This is a genomic window from Oceaniovalibus sp. ACAM 378 (assembly GCF_008085915.1).
In the GTDB taxonomy this organism is placed as follows: domain Bacteria; phylum Pseudomonadota; class Alphaproteobacteria; order Rhodobacterales; family Rhodobacteraceae; genus Oceaniglobus.
Map to the genome: position 1 here is coordinate 189,266 of NZ_VSJK01000003.1, position 19,897 is coordinate 209,162.

Consider the following 19,897-nt stretch of genomic DNA (forward strand, 5'->3'; position numbering starts at 1 on the left):
CTGCGGCCCACGCAGCCCCAAGTCAATCTGACCGGCGCTTTCAGCCATCGATGACATCGTCGTCATCCGTTTCGGGTTGCGCTGCGGCCTTTTTTGCCGCCGGTTTTTTTGCTGCAGGTTTCTTCGGCGCGGCTTTCTTTGCGGTCGCCGTCTTTGCAGCCGCCGTTTTTGCGGTTGCCGTTTTTGCCGGAGCCTTCTTTGCCGCCGGTTTCTTGGCGGCGGGCTTTTTCGGCTTGCCCTTGCCGGACTTGGCGATCTTTTCGGCGATCAACTCCAAGGCCTGAGTGACGGTGACCTGTTCGACGTCACTTTCCTTGGGCAGGGTCGCATTCACCTTTTCCCATTTGACATAAGCACCGTATTTTCCCTCGACGATGTCGATTGCCCCACCTTCGTCCGGGTGTTCACCAAGACTGCGCAGCACTTTGGCCGAGGCGCCCCGCCCGCCGCGCGACGCAACCTTTTCCGCCAAAAGCTGAACCGCGCGGTTCATGCCGACGCTGAAAACCTCTTCGTTGTTTTCCAGATTGGCGTTGGTACCGCCCCGGTCACTGGTCGATTCCGCGTGTTTGATATAGGGGCCATAACGCCCGATATTGGCCCAGACCATCACGCCGTCTTCGGGGTGCGGGCCGATCGGCCGGGGCAGGGACAGCAGGCGCACGGCCTGTTCCAGATCCACCTGTTCGGGCGGCCATTCCTTAGGGACCGACTGGCGCGGCGGTTTCTTGTTGTCTTCGGTGATCTCTCCGCGCTGGACATAGGGGCCGAAGCGGCCTTTGAACGCATGGATATTGTCTCCCGCATCCTGACCCAGCAATTTGCCCTCGGGGGGGATGCCGCTTGGATCGGCGTCGTCATCGCCCGGGGGGCCAAAGGGCCGGGTGAAACGGCATTCGGGATAGTTGGAACAGCCGATAAACGCGCCGCCGGAGCGCGCTGTGCGCATGCTCAGCCGCCCGGCACCGCAATGGGGGCACAGGCGTGGATCGCTGCCGTCTTCCTTGGCCGGGAACAGATGGGGCTCCAGCACCTCGTTGATCTTGTCCAGAACCTCGCCGATGCGCAGGTCGGCGGTTTCGGCGATGGCGGCCGAGAAATCGGCCCAGAAACGGCCCAGAACTTCCTTGTAATCCCGGCTGCCCGCCGACACGTCGTCCAACTGGGCCTCAAGATCGGCGGTGAAATCATATTCCACATAGCGGCTGAAATAGTTCGACAGGAAAGCTGTGACCAGTCGCCCCTTGTCCTCGGGAAACAGACGGTTGCCCTCTTTGCGGACATATTCGCGGTCCTGAATCGTGGTCACGATGGACGCATAGGTCGAGGGACGGCCAATGCCCAACTCTTCCATCCGTTTCACCAGAGTCGCCTCGGTGTATCGCGGCGGGGGCTGGGTGAAATGCTGAATTGCCAGTGCTGCCTCGTTGGCCGACAGGATCGCAGCGCCGTTGGATTGCACACCCTTGGCTGCATCATCGATGATCGCGCTGTCGTCGCCACCTGCCTTGCGGAACTCGGATGCCAGCGACACTTTGGCAAAGCTCGCCGGTTCGCCCTGACGGATTTCGGGCAGGATGCGGTCGTCGTCGTCAGTCGTGACGTCGTCGCGGCCTTCGACATAAATTTTCAGGAAGCCATCGAACAGAATCCGCTGACCTGTGGCGCGCAGACCAACCTGGGAATCTTCGCTCAGAATCTCGACGGTTGTGCGTTCCAGACGCGCCGCCTCCATCTGACTGGCCAGTGTGCGTTTCCAGATCAGATCGTACAGTTTGCGCTGATCCGAGTCGGAAATGCGGAGATCTTCGGCCGACTGCGACAATTCCGTCGGGCGGATACACTCGTGTGCTTCCTGCGCGTTCTTCGCTTTGTTCTTGTAAATCCGCTGCTTGCCCGGGACATAGGCATCGCCATAGCGTGCGGCGATGGCATCACGGACGGCGACGATCGCCTCGGGCGCCATGTCGATCCCGTCGGTCCGCATATAAGTGATGTGACCCGCCTCATAGAGGCGTTGTGCCGCGCTCATCGTCTGGCGGGCACCCATGCCGAATTTGCGCGAGGCTTCCTGTTGCAGCGTCGATGTCATGAACGGCGGGCTGGGATTGCGCGAGCCTGGTTTCGCCTCGACGCTGGCAATTTTGAACTGGCCAGAGGTCAGCGCCTTGACTGCAAGATCGGCGGCGGCGGCGTTTTCCAAACTGAACCGATCGAGCTTGTGGCCGCCCAGCATGGTCAGCCGCGCCTCATAGTTCTGATTTCTCGGGGTGGCCAGCATTGCCTTGACCGACCAGTATTCGCGGGCACGGAAAGCCTCGACCTCCATCTCGCGTTCGACAATCAGACGCAGACAGACCGACTGCACGCGCCCTGCGGATTTCGCGCCGGGCAATTTGCGCCACAACACCGGGGACAGGTTAAAGCCCACCAGATAATCCAGCGCTCGGCGTGCAAGATAGGCATGCACCAACGCGATATCGACTTGACGGGGGTTCTTCATCGCCTCGGTCACCGCGGATTTGGTGATGGCGTTGAACACCACGCGGCTGACCGGCGTGTCCTTCTTGATGGATTTCCGATTCCTGAGGGTTTCCTCCAGGTGCCAGCTGATCGCCTCGCCTTCGCGGTCGGGGTCGGTCGCGAGGATCAGTGAATTGTCGAGGGCCAGAGCGTCGGCAATTGCCTTAACATGCTTCTTGCTGGTGCTTGCGACCTCCCATTTCATGTCGAAATCATGCTCGGTATCGACAGATCCGTCCTTGGGCGGCAAGTCACGCACATGGCCATAAGACGCCAGAACGGTATAGCCAGGGCCAAGATATTTGTTGATTGTCTTGGCCTTGGCTGGCGATTCTACGACGACAACGGGCATTGAATTCCTTCCGACTCGGGCATCACGGGCGACGGCGCTAGATGTGGGTGCAGAACCGGTCTTGTCAATCGGGCTGCGGGAAAGATGGGCCATTCGCTCAATCGACTGGCGTTTAAATAGCTGGATTGTCCGCGTTAACGGCCAATCTCGTGGCTCGCGTACCCGGTTGTCGGACAGACCGAGCGGCTTGGACCGAGGATTGCTGGTGCCATTGGTCGCCTGTTCGGTCGGTGGTTTGTGCGACGGGTCTGACAGATGTCGTTGGGGGCCAAGTGGCTGTTGCCTGTGCCGCGTGCTCATATGGCCGGCGCAGGCGGCGTTGCTGGAGCCAGACATTCCCCGGGCCGACAGCGTCACGGCAGATTGATCGCATCGAACTGGCAAATGGCCGGGGTTCACGAGCGGGGTGGTATCTGCGCCAATGGTGCCTGAGCTTCGGTTTTGGCGGAGCGGTATTCCATGGCCGGTGCGCCGCGCTTCAGGCGGAACGGCGTGTCGCGAGAATTGTCGCGCGGTCCCTTCGGATCACAATTTCGTAAGCAAGCCTCCGGGCTGACGGGCGATCTTGCCGTCAAGCTCCAGTGTGACAAGCTCTGGCGTCACGTCTTTCGCCGAGAGCGCCAGATCGCGGATCAACTGATCTTCGGCAAGGGGGCTGGGGCCCAGACGATCCAGAATCCGCAGATGGAGAGAATGCGCCCCACGCAGGCTGAGACGAAGCTCTGCCTTGCCGGCTGCATCGCCGACGGTCGGGCGGCTTGGCTTGGGTGTGTTGCTGGCCACCGGAGTTTTGCGTTTGTCAGTCGTCTTTGCGGCGGTTCGGTCGGTATCTCCATCAATCGGTGCAGAATGACCTTCAGCTGTCTTTGAAACGACGCCAAGTGCTGCAATCACATCTGCGGCGCTCCGCACCAAGGTTGCGCCGTCACGGATCAGCATATTGCACCCGGCTGCTCGGGCGTCGAATGGATGGCCGGGAACCGCCAGCACCTCGCGCCCCTGATCCAGAGCATCGCGGGCAGTGATCAGACTGCCTGACTTTGTCGCCGCCTCGACCACGACAACACCGCGCACGATGCCGGAAATGATGCGGTTGCGGCGGGGGAAATGCCGTGCTTGAGGTTGCAGGCCCATCGGCTGCTCCGAAATTCGCAGCCCGTTTTCGATGATTTCCTGCGCCAGAACGGCATTTTCTGCGGGATAGATTGCATCGACCCCGCCCGCCATCACCGCGATCGTCCCGTGCGGCAGCGCGCCAATATGGGCTGCGGTGTCGATCCCCCGGGCCAGCCCCGAGACGACAACGTTGCCCGCCTGACCCAGTTCATCGGCCATCTTCCGCGCCATGCGCGTGCCAAGCGACGACGCATTGCGCGCCCCGACCAGAGCGACCGAGGGGCGTTCCAGGATCGAGAGATCACCGATGGCCCAGAGCAAAGGCGGAGAATCGGCGAGATCAGACAAGGCTGCGGGATAGTCGGCTGCACCGGCACAAAGCAGCTGCGCACCCGCCAGCCGCCCGGCCTTCATTTCGGCCATTACCACGCCAACGGGGCAAACCTCATAGCCTGCAACACCTGCTGCGGCTGCCACACCGGGAAGCGCAGCCAGTGCTGCCTGCGCCGATCCGTGTTCCGCCATCAGGCGGTAAAATGTCGCCACGCCAACCCGGCGTGAGCGCAAGAGACGAAGCCAACTTAACCGTTCTTCCTCGGAGTGGGGTGGGGTGAGGGGGGTGAGGGAAGGGAAATAATCCACCGGTCAACCTGTCTTCGTCTGCTTGCAAGACCACATTGGTGCCGGAATGGTTAAGAGATGGTGAAGACTTTTCCCTGCTCTGGCGACTTCTCCCTACCCTCTGATAGTAAACGATTTAATTTTCAAGTCTCACGATCATCCTGCCTGATCGCATTCACCCGCACCGGGAATCATACCTGAAAGTTGCGAATCGCCGGCGATCAGGCAAGCTCTCCGTTTGCCGTGATCACGGTTTTTCCGCCGATCCAGGGCGACAGCGCGGCGGGCAGCGCGACCGACCCGTCGGCCTGCTGACCATTTTCAAGCACCGCGATCAGACAACGCCCGACAGCCAGCCCGGAACCGTTCAGCGTATGGACGAACTCCGGCTTGGCGCCTTCGGAGCGAAACCGGGCATTCATCCGCCGGGCCTGAAAATCACCGGTGTTCGAGACCGATGAAATCTCGCGGTAGCTGTTCTGTCCCGGCAGCCACACCTCAAGATCATGGGTGCGTCGCGCGCCAAAACCCGTGTCCCCCTCACACAGAAGCATCACGCGGTACGGCAGGTCCAGCCGTTCAAGGATGTTCTGCGCGCAGCCGGTCATGCGGTCATGTTCGGCGCCGCTGTCCTCGGGTTTTGTAATGCTGACCATTTCGACTTTTTCGAACTGGTGCTGGCGCAACATTCCCGAAGTGTCCTTGCCCGCGCTGCCCGCTTCGCTGCGGAAACACAGCGAATGGGCCGTCAGTCGGATCGGCAGATCGCCCTCGTCAATCACGGATTCGCGCACTGAATTGGTCAGCGTGACCTCGGATGTGGGGATCAGCCACCAGCCGTTCGTGGTCTGATAGCTGTCTTCCGCAAATTTTGGGAGCTGGTTGGTGCCATACATCGCCTCTTCGCGCACCAGAACCGGAGCGTTGGTTTCCTCAAGCCCATGTTCGGTCACATGAATATCAAGCATGAACTGCGCCAACGCCCGGTGCAATCGTGCCATCGCACCACGCAGAACAACGAAACGGCTGCCGGATAGTTTCCCTGCTGTCGCAAAGTCTAGCCCGCGCGCTGCCGGCAGTTGATAATGTTCAAGCGGAGTGAAATCAAAACTGGCGGGGGTGCCCCAGCGGTGGATTTCGGTGTTGTCCGCCTCGTCGCGCCCCGAGGGCACCACGTCGTCCATTACATTGGGCAGTGTCAGCAGCAGATCGGTAAGCTGTTGGTCCAGCGATTTGGCCTGCACCTCCATCTCGGCGACTTCGGCTTTTTTGGCGGCCACGGTTGCGCGCAGGCTTTCGAACAGCGCTTCGTCCCCCGCCGCCTTGGCCGCGCCAACCTGTTTGCTGGCAGCGTTTTGATCGGCCTTGGCGGTCTCGGCGCGCTGAATCGCTGCGCGCCGTTCGTTGTCCAGCGCAAGCACCTGTGTTGATATCCCCGACAGCCCGCGTCGCGCCATGGCGGTGTCGAAAGACTCGGGGGCGTCGCGGATCGTGCGGATGTCGTGCATGGCTCTGTGTCCTCTGAATCGGTCGTGGCCCGGGTTATGGCCGGTTTTCGCGCGGGGTGTAACAGGTTTTGCGCGAGGTGCCGCACCAAAGGGAGGAAGCGGTTGTTTTGCGTTCGGCCTAGCGAGCGGCGGCAAGAGCCGTTCATGGCGCGTGGAATTTTGAGTTGACTCTTTTAGTCAGGTTTAAATATGTTGCCCGACATGCGGCGGTAAGCGCTGTTTCGGACGGTGCCTGACGTGTTGCGGCATTTGTTGCCATCCCGCGCCGACGGCGTCCGATCATATTGAATTCATTGCGCTGTTGAAGTTGCATTCTATCAAAGGACAATCATCCATGAAGACCACTCTTGCAGCCGCCCTTGGCACCACGATGATGATCGCGGCACCGGCCCTTGCGGACAAGGCAGCCGTTCTGGACAACTATGCCGATATCGCAGGTGCCGCTTACGGTGACAGTCTGACCACGGCGCAGGCGTTGCAGGACGCGGTGAATGCGCTGATCGCGACTCCTTCCGCCGAGGCGTTGCAGCTGGCAAAACAGGCATGGCTGAACGCCCGCGTCCCGTATCAGCAGACCGAGGTTTACCGCTTTGGCAATGCGATCGTCGATGATTGGGAGGGGCGCGTGAACGCCTGGCCGCTGGACGAGGGGCTGATTGACTATGTGGATGCCGCCTATGGCGGGGCGACGGACGAAAACGAATATGCCGCGCTGAACGTGATCGCCAACCCGACCTTTACCCTGTCGGGCCGGGAAATCGATGCAACCTCGATCAATCCCGATCTGCTGCAAGGTGCGCTGCACGAGGCGGATGAGGTGGAAAGCAATGTTGCAACCGGATACCACGCCATCGAATTCCTGCTGTGGGGGCAGGATCTTAACGGTCACGGCAAAGGCGCTGGAAACCGCTCTTGGTCGGATTATGGCACGGGTGACGATTGCACCAACGGCAACTGTGACCGGCGTGGCGATTACCTGAAGGCGGCGACTGATCTTCTGGTGTCGGATCTGGAATGGATGAGCGCGCAATGGGCCGATGACGGTGCTGCGCGGGCCAGTTTGTTAGAGAATGAAGATGCGGGAATCTCGGCCATCCTGACCGGCATGGGCAGCCTTTCCTATGGCGAACAGGCCGGAGAGCGGATGCGTCTTGGCGTCATGCTGAACGACCCCGAGGAAGAGCATGACTGTTTCTCGGACAACACCCACAACAGTCATTTCTATGACGCGATGGGCATCCGCAACGTGTATCTGGGCAGCTATACCGGCATCGACGGCATGGTGACTTCGGGCGAAAGCCTGTCGTCGCTGGTTGCCGCTGCGGACGCCGGTGTCGACGCCGAACTGACCGGGAAACTAAACGCGACGATGCTCGAAATGGTTCGGTTGAAGGCCGCAGCCGAGGCTGGATTTGCCTATGACATGATGCTGGAACGCGGCAACGCCGGGGGTGAGGCGCTGATCATGACTGCGGTAGATGCCTTGATCGACCAGACCCGGTCGATTGAACGGGCGGTCGACGTGTTGGGCGTGGCGCAGATCTCATTTGAAGGATCAGACAGCTTGGACGATCCCGACGCCGTATTCCAATAGGCCAATGCAATACCCAGATGACGGGGAGTGCCAGACCGGCATCCCCGTTTTCAAGGCCACCCGATGAGCAAGATTCCCAGCCCCTGCATCGACGTCTGCAAGTTTAAACGCAACGGCCATTGTCTCGGCTGCTCGATGACCAAGACGCAGAAATCAATGTTCAAAGGGTTAAAAAAGACCTCGCACCGGGCGGCGTTCGTGGAAATGCTGGTCGCGCAGCAGAGTGTCATGGGCAAATACAGCCATTGGCAGCCCGCCTATCTGCGCAAGTTGCGCAAGAAGAATGTCCCGCCGATGGATTTCCTGACCGACCCGGGCTGATGCAATCCCCAAGCACTCCGCCCCGCAACGGAAAACGCCGCCCCGGGGTGAGGGGGCGGCGTTAAGTGTGTCGATCGATGGATCAGCGCAGGTGAGCGCGCAGGATCCAGGCGAACTTTTCGTGGATCTGGCCGCGTGCGATGCAAAGATCCTCGGTCAGCGTATCGCCGTGGCCGGCCGCCAGTTCACCACATCCGGCCAGCGTCTTGGCGATGACCTCTTGCGCGGCCAAAAGGGCGGCGATCATATCCTTGGCATCGGCTTGTCCGTCATGTTCGCTGACCTTCGAGCGTTTCAGCATTCCGGCCAAAGTGCCCTCGGCATGTCCGTTCAGCGCCTTGACCCGTTCGGCCAGATCGTCCTGTGCGACAAAGTGGTCTTCATAGATCGTCTGAAACAATGCATGCAGCGGGCCAAAGCCCATTCCGGTAACATTCCAATGGAAATTCTGTGCCAGCATGGTGGCGACGGCGGTTTCGGCAACCGACTGGTTCAGGGCCTCGACGATTTCAGTTTGCGCATCTGTCGAAAGCGCGGCAGCGGTCTGTGTCATGTGAATATCTCCGGATTGAAAAATGGGTGGCTGGCAGCAATCTGGCCAACGATGAACCAAAGATAACCACAAGTGAGAGAATGCCAAGACCGATTTAGAATTATTCTAAACTTGATGGAGACTCTCGGAAACGCCGATGATCAGTGATCCAAGATTGCGACGGACGTTCAGCGGAACACGCGACGCCAGCAGGAACTGAAAGCTGTCCCAGTCCTTGCGCGCTACTGCGGCAGTGGCACTAAGCAGCCATGATTCATCGAATGACACCTGCTCCACCCCCGGGCGGAACAGCACCGGCAGTTTTCCCAGCGCCTGCGCCAGACATTTCATCAGGGTTTCCGCATGGGCGTTCCGCGCGACACCGGGGCAGGGAGAAAGAACCCGGCACGCCTCATAAAGATCGGTTTGGGCGGCGGCGCGACAGCGCAGCGATATCATGCGCAGATGGTTCAAAAGATGCCGGGCGCCGGGCGCCAGATCGTTCAGACGAAGCTCCCCGACAGAGCGAGCATCATTCTCGGTGCGCAGTTGCAGTGGCATCATGGCAGGGTCGCTTCTGACTTTTTTGGTGACCGATCGTGTCAATTCGCTGGCACTCCGGCTAATCCTGACTATAACTATCTGGATTAAAAGCAGCGGGCAATCGGGGTAAACCAGTCTTGCGCAACATTGTGATCACCGGCGGTTTGGCCTGTCTTCTTTCGTCCCTCGGGGCGCAGGCGCAAGATTTGCAGGATACGCATTTAAAGGTCATCGAGCGCACCGCCAAGGAAGACGCGCGGGTCGCCGCCATCACTGCGCCGACCAAAGATTTCACCAAGCCCGAACGGTTTGAGGCAAATTCTGCCGGGGCGGCCACCGTGCGGGCAAGCGATACCGCAGACGCATTCAGCGGCGCATCGGCCAATATCGACTTTGCCCGCGAACTGGATTTCAAGCTGGGCAATGGGTTGTTTCGCAAGCTGTGGGTGTCATCGCCGTCCTCGACCCTTGCGTCGGACGGGCTGGGCCCGATTTACAACGCGCGGTCCTGCCAGCGGTGTCACCTGAAGGATGGGCGCGGCCATCCGCCCGAGGGGCCGGATGACAGCGCGGTGTCGATGTTGGTGCGGATTTCGGTACCCGGAAACGGCGAATTCACCCAAGGCGAGATACAGGATTATCTCGATACATTGCCCGAACCCACCTATGGCGAACAGATTCAGGACTTCGGAATTCCCGGCCATGGGGCCGAGGCGCGCGTGGTGATCCGCTATGACGAAACCACAGTTCCACTGTCGGGCGGGCAATCCGTATCCCTGCGCGCACCCCTGCTTTCGCTTGAGGATCCGGGCTATGGCCCGCTGGACCCTGACCTGATGCTCAGCGCGCGGATCGCGCCGCAGATGATCGGGCTGGGCCTGCTGGATGCGATCCCGGTTGGCGATATTCTGGCAAATGCCGACCCCGATGATGCCGATGGCGACGGCGTATCGGGGCGGGCGCAGATCGTGTTGTCGCAGGTCAGCGGCACACCGATGCTGGGCCGGTTCGGGCTGAAGGCGGGGCAACCCAGCATCCTTGAGCAATCCGCCGCCGCCTTTCACGGAGATATCGGCATTTCCACCAGCCTGCACCCGGATGGATACGGCGACTGCACCAAGGCGCAGGTTGCCTGCCGCGCCGCGCCGGACGGCAACACCGACATCCACGACAACGCTGAAATCAGCGAAGAGGCGTTGGATCTGGTCGCCTTCTATGCCTCAAACCTTGGGGTGCCCGCGCGGCGCGATGTGGCCGACGGCGAAGTGCTGCGCGGCAAGCAGGTGTTCCATGACACTGGCTGTATCGCCTGCCACACGCCGAAATTTGTCACTCACCGGTTAGACGATCAGCCCGAGCAGAGTTTCCAACTGATCTGGCCCTATACCGACATGCTGCTGCACGACATGGGCGAAGGATTGGCCGACAACCGCCCCGAAGCGCGTGCAACGGGGCGTGAATGGCGCACGCCGCCCCTGTGGGGAATTGGCTTGACGCAGCAGGTTTCAGGGCACAGTTTTTTCCTGCATGACGGGCGGGCGCGATCCTTGCTTGAGGCGGTTCTTTGGCACGGTGGTGAAGCTGAACCGGCGAAGAACCGGGTGATCGACATGCCTCCGCCCGACCGCAATGCCCTGATCCGATTTCTGGAAAGCCTCTGACATGAAGATATTTGCACTTTCGCTGATTTTCGCCCTGCCAACGCTGGCCGATGCGGGGGTCGAAGCCGTTGTCGATGCCCATATCCTGCCCGGTTACGCCAGTTTTGCCGATGCAACGCAGGACCTTGCCGAGGTCGTGCAGACCTGTGACAGCCCTGATCTGAAGCCAGCCTATCACGCGGCCTTTGATGCCTGGCTGGCGATCAGCCATATCCAGTTCGGCCCGGTCGAGGAGAATGGCAGGTCGCTGGCAATCGCCTATTGGCCGGACCCAAAGGATCAGACCGGGCGGGCGGTGGCGCGGCTGATCGGCGCCAATGATCCGGCGGTGGAAAATCCCGCTGCTTTCAACGAGGTATCGGTGGCCGCACAGGGGTTTTTTGCTCTTGAGCGTCTGCTGTTCGATACGCCGGAACCGACGGAATATACCTGCGCCTTTACCCGCGCCATCGCCCTGCATCTGGCCAGTGCCGCCGCCACCCTGAACGATGAATGGCGGGGCGATCTGGCTGGGCTGCTGCGCAACCCCGGGCAGGACGGCAGCCCTTGGCAATCGCCCGCCGAAGCCCTGCGCGTGCTCTATACATCGCTGACATCGGGGCTGGAGTTCATCAAGGATCAACGCATTGGCCGCCCCTTGGGCACGTTTGAGCGCCCCCGTCCCACCCGGGCCGAGGCTTATCGTTCAGAGCGCAGCCTGCGCAACGTCGCGCTGGGCCTGAGCGCATTGCGCGCCATGGCCGTGGCGCTGGCCGAGGGCGACATTCCCGACACCACGGCAGCGTTTGACCGGGCGCTGGCCTCGGCGCAAACGCTTGACGACCCGGCGCTGCAAGGGGTCGCCGACCCGGGCGAGCGGTTCCGGGTCGAGGCATTGCAACAGCAGGTCGTGGGGATTCAAGCCGCCATCGCCACCGAAATCGGTGCGGCGCTGGGCGTGCAGGCCGGTTTCAACGCGATGGATGGCGACTGATGGCGACGCGACGCGGATTTCTGGCCGGACTGCTGGCCAGCGGGGCCGCACCCGGCCTTGGCTGGGCGGATGTTGGCGGGCCGACCCACCTGAGCGCGGCCAAGACGCCTTCGGGCGATTTCGTTCTGACCGGGTTGCGTGACGACGGCAGCCTTGCCTTCCAACTGCCGCTGCCCGCCCGTGGCCATGCCGCCGCCGCCCATCCCCAATTTGCCGAGGCGGTCGCCTTTGCCCGCCGCCCCGGCACTTTTGCGATGGTCATCGATTGCGCGCGGGGGCGGGTGGCCCATGAAATCGTCGCGCCACGCGGGCATCACTTTTACGGTCACGGCGCGTTTTCGGCTGATGGCGCGCGGCTGTTCACCACCGAGAACCATATCGAAAGCGGGCAGGGGCGTATCGGCATCTGGTCGCGTCAGGGCGGCTATACGCGCATTGGCGAAACCTCATCGGGGGGGATCGGCCCGCACGAGTTGTTGCGCATTCCGGGCACCCGGACCCTTGCGGTTGCTAATGGCGGTATCCTGACCCGGCCCGAAACGGGTCGGGAAAAACTGAACCTGAACGAGATGCGCCCGAACCTGACCTGCCTGTCGGAAGATGGAGAGCAGATCGCCCAGTGGGACCTGCCGCCCGACCTGCATCACAACTCGCTGCGCCATATCGCGGCGGCGTCCGATGGCACGATCGCCTGTGCGTTTCAGTGGCAGGGCGATATCTATGACGCGCCGCCGCTGCTGGCGCTGTGTTCCACCGACTCGGGGCTGCGCTTTGCCTCGATGCCGGACTCCGCAATGCGCAACATGGCCGGATATGCCGGATCGGTGGCGGTTCTGGGCGACAACCGCATCGCGCTATCGTCGCCCGTTGGCGGAGTGGCGCAGATATTTGACAGTGCGGGCAGGTTTGAGAGCGAGATGAAGCAGGCCGATCTTTGTGGTGTCGCCGCGACGGCTACGGGCGGTCTGGCCACCGATGGGTTGGGCGGCGTACACCGCATTGCAGATCGCTTGTCGCTGCTGGCGCGGCACGATCTTGCCTTTGACAACCATCTGGTCGCGATCCGCGATGCTCTGGGATGACGGCCGGGGGCGCGCAACTTGTCAGGATGTGCGAAGATAAGACCGGGGCCAAAGGCGTTGGGGCCCGTTACCCCATCGAACTGCCGCACGGTCATGTCTGACCGCTCTCATCTCCGCAGCTCTGTCTATACTCCGGATTTCGATGAACGAGAATGAGTAAAAATTGTCAGTCACCCGAGTTTTATTTATACTTGGCGAATGGACATTACTCTGATCAGGACGTTTCTCGAAGTTTCGGCCACAGGATCGTTTGTGTCGGCCTCCGAGCGGTTGTTTGTCACCCAGTCTGCCGTGTCGCTGCGGATACAGCGGATTGAACAGTCCTTGGGCAAGCGGCTGTTCACCCGGTCAAAGGCAGGGGCCGAACTGACGAGCGCGGGGCGCGAGTTTGAAAAATATGCGCTTTCGCTGATAAAACTGTGGGAGGAAGCCCGCCAACAGATCGCCATTCCCGAAGGGTTCAGCAAGAGTCTGTCGATCGGGGCGCAGTATTCCCTGTGGCCGCGCCTTGGGTTTCGCTGGTTGGACGGCTTGCGCGCCAACATGCCCGATCTCAGCATCCGCACCGAATCCGGGCTGCCCGACCGGCTGATGCGATATCTGATCGAGGGGTCGATTCAGGTCGGGCTGATGTACACGCCACAGTTGCGCCCCGGCCTGACCGTGGAAAAGCTGATGGAGGATGAATTGGTCCTTGTCGCCTCATGGGCCGATCCGACGCTGGATCTGACCGGACGTTATGTCTTTGTCGATTGGGGCCCCGAGTTCGTCCACGCCCACGCCATCGCTCTGCCGCATCTGACCAATCCCGGCCTGACTCATAATCTGGGCGCGCAAGCGGCGGAATATGTGGTCAATCGTGAATGTGCCGCCTATCTGCCTGCGCGGTATATTTCCCGCGATCTCAAGGAAGGGCGATTGCATCTGGTGCCTGACGCCCCGGTGTTTCCCTTTCCGGTCTGGGTGGTCTGGCGCGATGATCTTGATCCGGAGCTTGCCGAGATCGCTCGCGACACCCTTGCACTGGTGGTTGAACAGGCAGATGCCAACCAAGAGGCGATCATCGCCACACTGCGCGAGATCAGCGAAAATGACGAAATCGAGGTGCTGGGCGAAACTCCGGATATCCAACGTGAGTAAAACTCGGTTCAACCCTGAGTATTTTGAATTTCTCTTAAGTCATCCCTAGCGATAGATGCCGTCACAGCAGAAATGCTCCCGTCTCTTGAGACAGAGCGGGTCACCTTGTTGGGAAGGCTTGACCCATGAATAAGATTGCAAAACTGGCTTCCGTTTCGACTTTGGCTCTGATGTTGGCTGCACCCGTGTTCGCGCAGGGTGGGCTGGTCTCAAACAGGACGCTGGATGATCGTATCGACGACATTCAGGATGACGTGACCGAAGAGATCGAAAGAGGCGATGATGCATCGCGCTTTGGCGACAACCGCTTTGCACAGGGCTGGTCCGGGTCGGTTTCGCTGGGTCTGTCGGCCACTTCGGGCAACACCGATACCGGTGATCTGTCGTTCGGCGGTCGGTTCCGCTATGGCGCCGGCGTCTGGAACCACACTCTGGGCTTTGCCGGAGAGATTGCCGAAGACAACAGCGTCCGCAACAAAGAAGAGATTTTCGCTGTCTACGAAGCCAACCGCTATTTCAACGACTCGTTCTATGTCTTCGGGTTGGGCAGCGTGCGCTATGACGGTTTCGCCAGCAACGAACTTGATGCCTTTCTGGGCTTTGGCCCCGGTTACCGGATCATCAACACCGAACAGATGACCTGGCGCGTTCAGGCTGGCCCGGGCGTGCGGTATATCCGTGACCAGAACCACAACTCTGAAACCGAATTGGCAGCGATCGCATCTTCGCGGTTCTTCTATAAATTCAGCGATGCTGCCTTTTTGTCGAATGACACTGACGTGCTTTACTCGGACGTGGACACTCTTGTGACCAACGACCTTGGCGTGACGTTCAAGATGTCCGATGCCTTGGCCACCCGCGTCGGATACCGCACCGAATACAACAGCGACCCGCAGCCGGGCTTCAAGAGCACCGACAACACGCTGGGCGTTTCGCTCGTCTACGGGTTCTGAACCCGCCACATGCTTTAAGACCGGGGGCGGAGCGATCCGCCCCCTTTTGCTTCGGGTAACCCAAGGTCCGCAGGCTCAGCCGGTCAGCGCCTTGGCAAGGGCTTCGACCGGGTGATCGGGGCGATGTCCGGCAAAGCGCGCGGTCTGACAGCGGCAGGAAAATCCGGTCGCCACAACCGTTCGGTCTTTATCTGTGACCGGCCCGCGCCATGACAGATCGAAAATGTCGCGCGACATGTCCTTGTGTTCGGCCTCATGTCCGAACAGACCCGCCATTCCGCAGCATCCCACACTTTCAACCGTCAGCTTCAGCCCGCAGTGGGCAAATATTTCCTGCCAGAGGCGGGTATGGCCGGGGTCGCCCGAGGCCTGCGTGCAGTGGGGCAAAAGCGTCAGCGCGGCGGTGGCCCGCGATGCAGGCAGATCACCGCGCCGCCCGTGCAGAAACTGTTCCAGCGACAGGATCTCGACCCCGTGGTCCGCAAGCGGCCATTCCTGACGCAGCGCCATAAGGACCGCGGGTTCAACCACCACAAGCGGCGCTCCGGTCGCGGCAAGCGCCTTGAGCTGCAGCAATGCCGTGTCGCGGACCCGGTGAAAAGCATCAAGAAAACCGCGGACCTGCAACGCCTTGCCCATGGCAATCGGCGGGGTGGCATGCACCGTAACTCCCATCATCGCGATGATCCGGGCGGCGGCCAGCAGGGGGCCGGTGTCGAACACGCCAAGAAAGCTGTCGGTGATCAGAATCGCGGACTGTCCGGCGGGGGCCGACAGGCGTGGGCGATCCGGCGCGATGATCACCGCGCCCGCCTGGCGCAAAGCCCGTTCCGCCGGGATCGGCGTCAGCGAAGGCAGGTCGCACAGCGCCGCGATCCGCCAGGGCATCACTGACATCGCAAGGTTCGACAGGCGGGGCAGGTGGCGGGCCAGCAGGGTCAGACGCTCCATCCAACGGACCAGATGATCGCGCCGGGGCCGGTGCGTCGTGGCGTGATGACGGTGCAGGAACTGCGCTTTCATCTCGGGGATATCCACCCTGATCGGACAAAGCGACGTGCAGGACTTACAGGACAGGCAGGTGTCCAGAGTTGTCGCCAGCGCATCCGCCGCCGCACGCGCCGGGGCACCGCCCGGATCATCGGCCAGATGGCGCTGCCAGTCGCGGATCAGCGCGGCCCGGCCTTTGGGCGACTGAAGACGGTCACCTGTGGCCTTGAAGGACGGGCACATGGTGCGCGCGGGCGACCAGTCGAAACAGGCGCCATTGCCATTGCAAGCGATGGCAGGGGCAAAATCGCGCCGTGCATCGGCAGGGATCTTGGCATCCGCTTCGCCACGAAACGGCGTCGTGTCGATTTTCAGCAGGGGGCCAGTGGCCCCGTCAGCCTGAACCAGCTTGCCGGGGTTTAGCAGGTTGGCCGGGTCGCATGCCGTCTTGATCCGGCCCATCAGGGAAAACAGCACCGGGCCGACCCGCCCCTCAAGGTATTCACCGCGCACACCCTTGCCGTGTTCGCCCCAGATCAGCCCGCCATGGCGTTGGGTCAGTGCGGCGACCGCATCCGAGATCGGGCGAATGCGCGCCCGGTCGGCATCGCTTAACATGTCGAGCATCGGGCGCACATGCACACAGCCTACATCGGCATGGCCGAACATACCGTATTCCAGCCCCTGAGCATCCAGAAGCGCGCTGAATTCACGCACGAATTCCACCAGATGTTCAGGCGGCACGGCGGCGTCTTCGACAAAGGGCACACCCCGGCGCGGTCCGTCGCCCGAGGCAAGCAGGCCCACCGCCTCGCTGCGCAGGGTCGCCAGAGCGGCCATCCCGGCGCTGTCCTGAGTGGGCAACACTCCAAGCGCAGTAATCCGCGAAGCCCGCGCTGCCGCCGCCACTGCATCCAGCGCCGTCGTCACATCTTCGGGGGTTTCGCCCGATACTTCGGCGAACAGCAGCCCGCCAGCGTTCGCAAGATCACCCAGAATCGGCGCGACGGCCTCCCAGACTGCCGCGCCGCGCCCGAGACGCAGCACTTTATCATCCAGAAATTCAATCGCATCCGGGTCGGCCACCAGAAGATCGGGCACCGCACGCAACGCGGCGTCGCAATCGCTGTAACCGATTACCGCCGCCCCCTTATGAAGCGGCACTCGTGACAGGCGCAGGGTGATCCGGCCGATCAGCGCCAATGTGCCTTCGGAGCCTGCCAGAAGCCGGGTCAGCGCAAGCCCGCCATCGGCCCGCTGCACCTGTTTCAGGTTGAACCCGGTCAGCCCCCGGTTCATCGCCGGAAACACCCGGTCGATTTCATCGGAATGAGCGGGCAGATCATCGCGCAGCAGCGTGATAAGGCGGCCCAGAGTGCCACCTTTGTTCGCCACCGCGTCCAATTCATCGGGGCGCAGATCGCGCAGGGTGTCGCGGCTGCCGTCCGACCAGATCACCTCGGCGCACTCCAGATGATCCGATGTGCGCCCGAACCGGCGCGATCCCTTGCCCGAAGCATCGGTCGATACCATGCCACCCAATGTTGCCCGGGTCGCGGTGGAAACGGTCGGGCCACACATCCAGCCCAGCGGCCTTGCGACGGCGTTCAACTGGTCCAGCACGACACCCGGCTCGATCACGGCCACCCCGGTTTCGGCGTCAATTTCAATGATCCGGTTCAGGTGGCGCGAACAGTCCATCACCACCGCGTCGGTCAGGGATTGCCCGTTGGTGCCGGTGCCGCCGCCCCGCGCCGTGATCGCGACGCCGTGCTTAGCGGCAAGCGTCATGGCGACGGCCATCGCGGCGATGTCGCGCGGTTCTATCACTGCCTGGGGTAAGCGCTGATAGATGCTGTTATCGGTCGAAAGCACAACGCGCGCCGCGCGGTCGGTGCGGATCGTGCCGTTCCAGCCGACGGCGTTCAGGCCAGCGACAAAGGCGGCAGTAGCGGTTTCGGGCGACGGGCGAAGTGGGGCGTTCATGGGGCCCTGCATGTTGCGAGAGGGTGATTTCGGGTGTTCAGACCACTCGTGGTGCGGGGAATCAAGGGGCAGCCCCCGACGGCGCGGAGACCACGGCAAAACGGACCGGCCGGGCGGCGTTGGCGCAGCGACGCTGCCCACTCATGCCTTGTCGGTTTTCGGAGTTTCAGGCGCACGGTCGGGCCAGAACCGGATGCCGGGACGTGCCTGTCCGCCGCCAAGTGCTGCGACCGTGCCATCGGCGCGCCAGCAGGCCGCGCCCTCCAAAGTGCCGTCCTTGTGAAAGGCGATGGCGTTCATCCCGCCGCCGACATGGGGCATCTGGCGCACCTCATGGCCCTTGGCGACCAATGCTGGTTCTTTTGGCGCAAACGCTTTTTCTATCTCCATGTGATACCCCTCGGTCCAGATCCGCGGTGCCTCGATCGCCTGTTGCAGCGTCATGCCATGATCGATCAGGTTGACGATGGACTGCAACGCCGAGGGGAAGATCCGCAACCCCCCGGGCAGACCCAAGGCCCAGCGCAACGCGCCGTCCTGCATCACGATCATCGGGGCCATGGATGTCGGCACCCGCTTGCCCGGAGCCACCGACAGCGCACGTCCGGGATGGGGGTCAAAGTTCATCATATAGTTGTTGGGGATGATCCCGGTGCCGGGCACCATGAAGCGGGCACCAAAGATGCCGTTGATCGTATGGGTGGCCGCCACTACGTTGCCGTGCCGGTCGGCGACAGTAATATGCGTGGTGTCGCGGCTTTCATATCCGCCCTGAACGCGGGCAGGGGTGGCCACATCGCGCAGGCGGGCCAGACACTCGGCACCGTATTCCTTGGAGATCAGTTTCGCCACCGGGACATCGATGAAATCCGGATCACCGCTGGCCGCGCGCCGGTCTTCAAAGCCGATGCGGATCACCTCGGCCATCAGATGCAGCCCCTCGGCGCTGCCAAACCCGAGGCCCTTTACGTCGAAGGATTCTAGGATGTTCAGCATCTGAGCGATATGCACCCCCGACGATGCGGGCGGCGGCGGGCCGATGACGTCATAACCGCGATAGGTTCCGGTGATCGGCTCACGCAGTTGAACCTTGTAATCGCGCAGATCGGCAAGGGTCAGCCAACCGGCGTCATCGTCCCCTGTGGCGATCCTGTCGGCCATCGCAGCACCCAGAGGGCCACCGTGCAGGGCTGCGGCGCCGCCGGTTTCGATCTCGCGCAGGGCCTCGGCAAAATCGCCCTGCACCAGACGGTCGCCGGTGGCCAGCGGTGTGCCATCGGGCAACAACAGATCGGCAATCGTGCGGTCCTGCGACATGTCTTTGGCGGCGTCACTGATCGCGCCCGACAGATAGGGCGTGACAGCGAATCCGCGTCTTGCCAGATTGATCGCCGGGGCGATCACGTCGGCGAACGGCAACGCGCCGTGATCGGCCTGCATCCGGCACCAGGCGGCAAGGTTTCCCGGAACGGCCACGGCTGACGGCCCCAAAGCCGAGCGTCGGCCGACCGTTTCCATGTGGTCTGGCGGCACGTCGGATACGGGTTGATATATTTCGGGGTGGGTTGCGGCGGGGCCATGGGCCATTCCGTCGTAAACCACATGCTGTCCATCAGCCATCCGCACATGGGCCAACCCGCCCCCGGCGATGCCCACCATCATCGGCTCGACTACGCAAAGCGCCAGCAGAGATCCGACGGCGGCATCAACGGCATTGCCGCCAGCGGCCAGAATCTCGTACCCCGCAGCCGAGGCGCGCGGATGGTTCGTCACCACCATGCCGCCTTTGCCCGAGGCAGGCGACTTTTCGCAGGTGAAGGGAAGGTCTGTCATTGCATTGCTGCCTTTCGCGCGAATTCAGGGCGCAGCCTGCCTGAAGCGGGACCTGCGGGACAAATCAGAAAGTTCTTGTTGGAAAAAAAACTTTTAGATTGGACCCGATACTGTGACAGAGTGTCCTCTGGGTCAACTTCTGGGTGCGAAAGCAAGGAGACGTAGGCCA

14 protein-coding genes are annotated in these 19,897 nt (G+C 61.8%); 7 read left to right on the forward strand and 7 right to left on the reverse strand.

The features are described 5' to 3' along the window. Window positions 1-40 precede the first annotated feature (40 nt). The 3 genes from topA to serS form a co-directional block, all read right to left on the reverse strand. A complete protein-coding gene (topA, locus tag FQ320_RS04920; RefSeq protein WP_148470485.1) occupies window positions 41-2,875 on the reverse strand; it encodes a type I DNA topoisomerase in 2,835 nt (944 codons plus the stop codon). A gap of 525 nt (window positions 2,876-3,400) precedes the next feature. Beyond that, entirely contained in the window at window positions 3,401-4,633 is a 1,233-nt protein-coding gene (gene dprA / locus FQ320_RS04925; protein ID WP_370513015.1) for a DNA-processing protein DprA, read from the reverse strand. Between the two features lie 200 nt (window positions 4,634-4,833). After that, a complete protein-coding gene (serS, locus tag FQ320_RS04930; protein WP_148470486.1) occupies window positions 4,834-6,120 on the reverse strand; it encodes a serine--tRNA ligase in 1,287 nt (428 codons plus the stop codon). Window positions 6,121-6,454: 334 nt separating this feature from the next. Between serS and FQ320_RS04935 the strand changes: the two genes are divergently transcribed. Then, window positions 6,455-7,714, forward strand: coding sequence for an imelysin family protein (locus FQ320_RS04935; RefSeq protein ID WP_148470487.1), 1,260 nt, complete (start codon window positions 6,455-6,457; stop codon window positions 7,712-7,714). 63 nt (window positions 7,715-7,777) lie between these two features. Next, a complete protein-coding gene (locus FQ320_RS04940) occupies window positions 7,778-8,035 on the forward strand; it encodes a DUF1289 domain-containing protein (RefSeq protein ID WP_148470488.1) in 258 nt (85 codons plus the stop codon). 82 nt (window positions 8,036-8,117) lie between these two features. On the opposite strand, the gene FQ320_RS04945 is transcribed toward FQ320_RS04940, so the two are convergent. Further along, window positions 8,118-8,588 (reverse strand): Dps family protein, encoded by a 471-nt coding sequence (locus tag FQ320_RS04945; protein WP_148470489.1) that lies wholly within the window; start codon window positions 8,586-8,588, stop codon window positions 8,118-8,120. A gap of 105 nt (window positions 8,589-8,693) precedes the next feature. Beyond that, window positions 8,694-9,131, reverse strand: coding sequence for a hypothetical protein (locus tag FQ320_RS04950; RefSeq protein ID WP_148470490.1), 438 nt, complete (start codon window positions 9,129-9,131; stop codon window positions 8,694-8,696). 125 nt (window positions 9,132-9,256) lie between these two features. Here FQ320_RS04950 and FQ320_RS04955 point away from each other — a divergent pair, with 125 nt between their 5' ends. From FQ320_RS04955 to FQ320_RS04975, 5 genes are all read left to right on the forward strand, one after another. Continuing rightward, the gene (locus FQ320_RS04955) at window positions 9,257-10,771 is read left to right on the forward strand and encodes a di-heme oxidoredictase family protein (protein ID WP_255509382.1); all 1,515 of its coding nucleotides are present in this window, start codon (window positions 9,257-9,259) and stop codon (window positions 10,769-10,771) included. 1 nt (window position 10,772) lies between these two features. After that, window positions 10,773-11,744 carry an imelysin family protein gene (locus FQ320_RS04960; RefSeq protein WP_148470491.1) on the forward strand — a complete coding sequence of 324 codons (972 nt, stop codon included), beginning with the start codon at window positions 10,773-10,775 and terminating at the stop codon, window positions 11,742-11,744. Beyond that, window positions 11,744-12,826, forward strand: a complete 1,083-nt coding sequence (locus FQ320_RS04965; protein WP_148470492.1) for a DUF1513 domain-containing protein — start codon at window positions 11,744-11,746, stop codon at window positions 12,824-12,826. Before FQ320_RS04960 ends, FQ320_RS04965 begins: the two co-directional genes overlap by 1 nt. 252 nt (window positions 12,827-13,078) lie before the next feature. Continuing rightward, entirely contained in the window at window positions 13,079-13,966 is an 888-nt protein-coding gene (locus FQ320_RS04970) for a LysR family transcriptional regulator (protein ID WP_370513016.1), read from the forward strand. A gap of 125 nt (window positions 13,967-14,091) precedes the next feature. Then, window positions 14,092-14,919, forward strand: a complete 828-nt coding sequence (locus FQ320_RS04975) for a YdiY family protein (RefSeq protein WP_148470494.1) — start codon at window positions 14,092-14,094, stop codon at window positions 14,917-14,919. A gap of 75 nt (window positions 14,920-14,994) precedes the next feature. Here FQ320_RS04975 and FQ320_RS04980 read toward each other — a convergent pair whose 3' ends face one another. Together FQ320_RS04980 and ggt are read right to left on the reverse strand one after the other, a co-directional pair. After that, window positions 14,995-17,895, reverse strand: a complete 2,901-nt coding sequence (locus FQ320_RS04980; RefSeq protein WP_187393776.1) for an FAD-binding and (Fe-S)-binding domain-containing protein — start codon at window positions 17,893-17,895, stop codon at window positions 14,995-14,997. Window positions 17,896-18,036: 141 nt separating this feature from the next. Then, window positions 18,037-19,728 (reverse strand): gamma-glutamyltransferase, encoded by a 1,692-nt coding sequence (gene ggt, locus FQ320_RS04985; RefSeq protein WP_148470496.1) that lies wholly within the window; start codon window positions 19,726-19,728, stop codon window positions 18,037-18,039. Between the last annotated feature and the right edge of the window lie 169 nt (window positions 19,729-19,897).

Bases quoted from the DNA above. Each gene is read 5' to 3' on its own strand.
- topA (WP_148470485.1), bottom strand. From the start codon at position 2,875: ATGCCCGTTGTCGTCGTAGAATCGCCAGCCAAGGCCAAGACAATCAAC.
- serS (WP_148470486.1), bottom strand. From the start codon at position 6,120: ATGCACGACATCCGCACGATCCGCGACGCCCCCGAGTCTTTCGACACC.
- FQ320_RS04935 (WP_148470487.1), top strand. From the start codon at position 6,455: ATGAAGACCACTCTTGCAGCCGCCCTTGGCACCACGATGATGATCGCG.
- FQ320_RS04940 (WP_148470488.1), top strand. From the start codon at position 7,778: ATGAGCAAGATTCCCAGCCCCTGCATCGACGTCTGCAAGTTTAAACGC.
- FQ320_RS04945 (WP_148470489.1), bottom strand. From the start codon at position 8,588: ATGACACAGACCGCTGCCGCGCTTTCGACAGATGCGCAAACTGAAATC.
- FQ320_RS04950 (WP_148470490.1), bottom strand. From the start codon at position 9,131: ATGATGCCACTGCAACTGCGCACCGAGAATGATGCTCGCTCTGTCGGG.
- FQ320_RS04960 (WP_148470491.1), top strand. From the start codon at position 10,773: ATGAAGATATTTGCACTTTCGCTGATTTTCGCCCTGCCAACGCTGGCC.
- FQ320_RS04965 (WP_148470492.1), top strand. From the start codon at position 11,744: ATGGCGACGCGACGCGGATTTCTGGCCGGACTGCTGGCCAGCGGGGCC.
- FQ320_RS04975 (WP_148470494.1), top strand. From the start codon at position 14,092: ATGAATAAGATTGCAAAACTGGCTTCCGTTTCGACTTTGGCTCTGATG.
- FQ320_RS04980 (WP_187393776.1), bottom strand. From the start codon at position 17,895: ATGAACGCCCCACTTCGCCCGTCGCCCGAAACCGCTACTGCCGCCTTT.
- ggt (WP_148470496.1), bottom strand. From the start codon at position 19,728: ATGACAGACCTTCCCTTCACCTGCGAAAAGTCGCCTGCCTCGGGCAAA.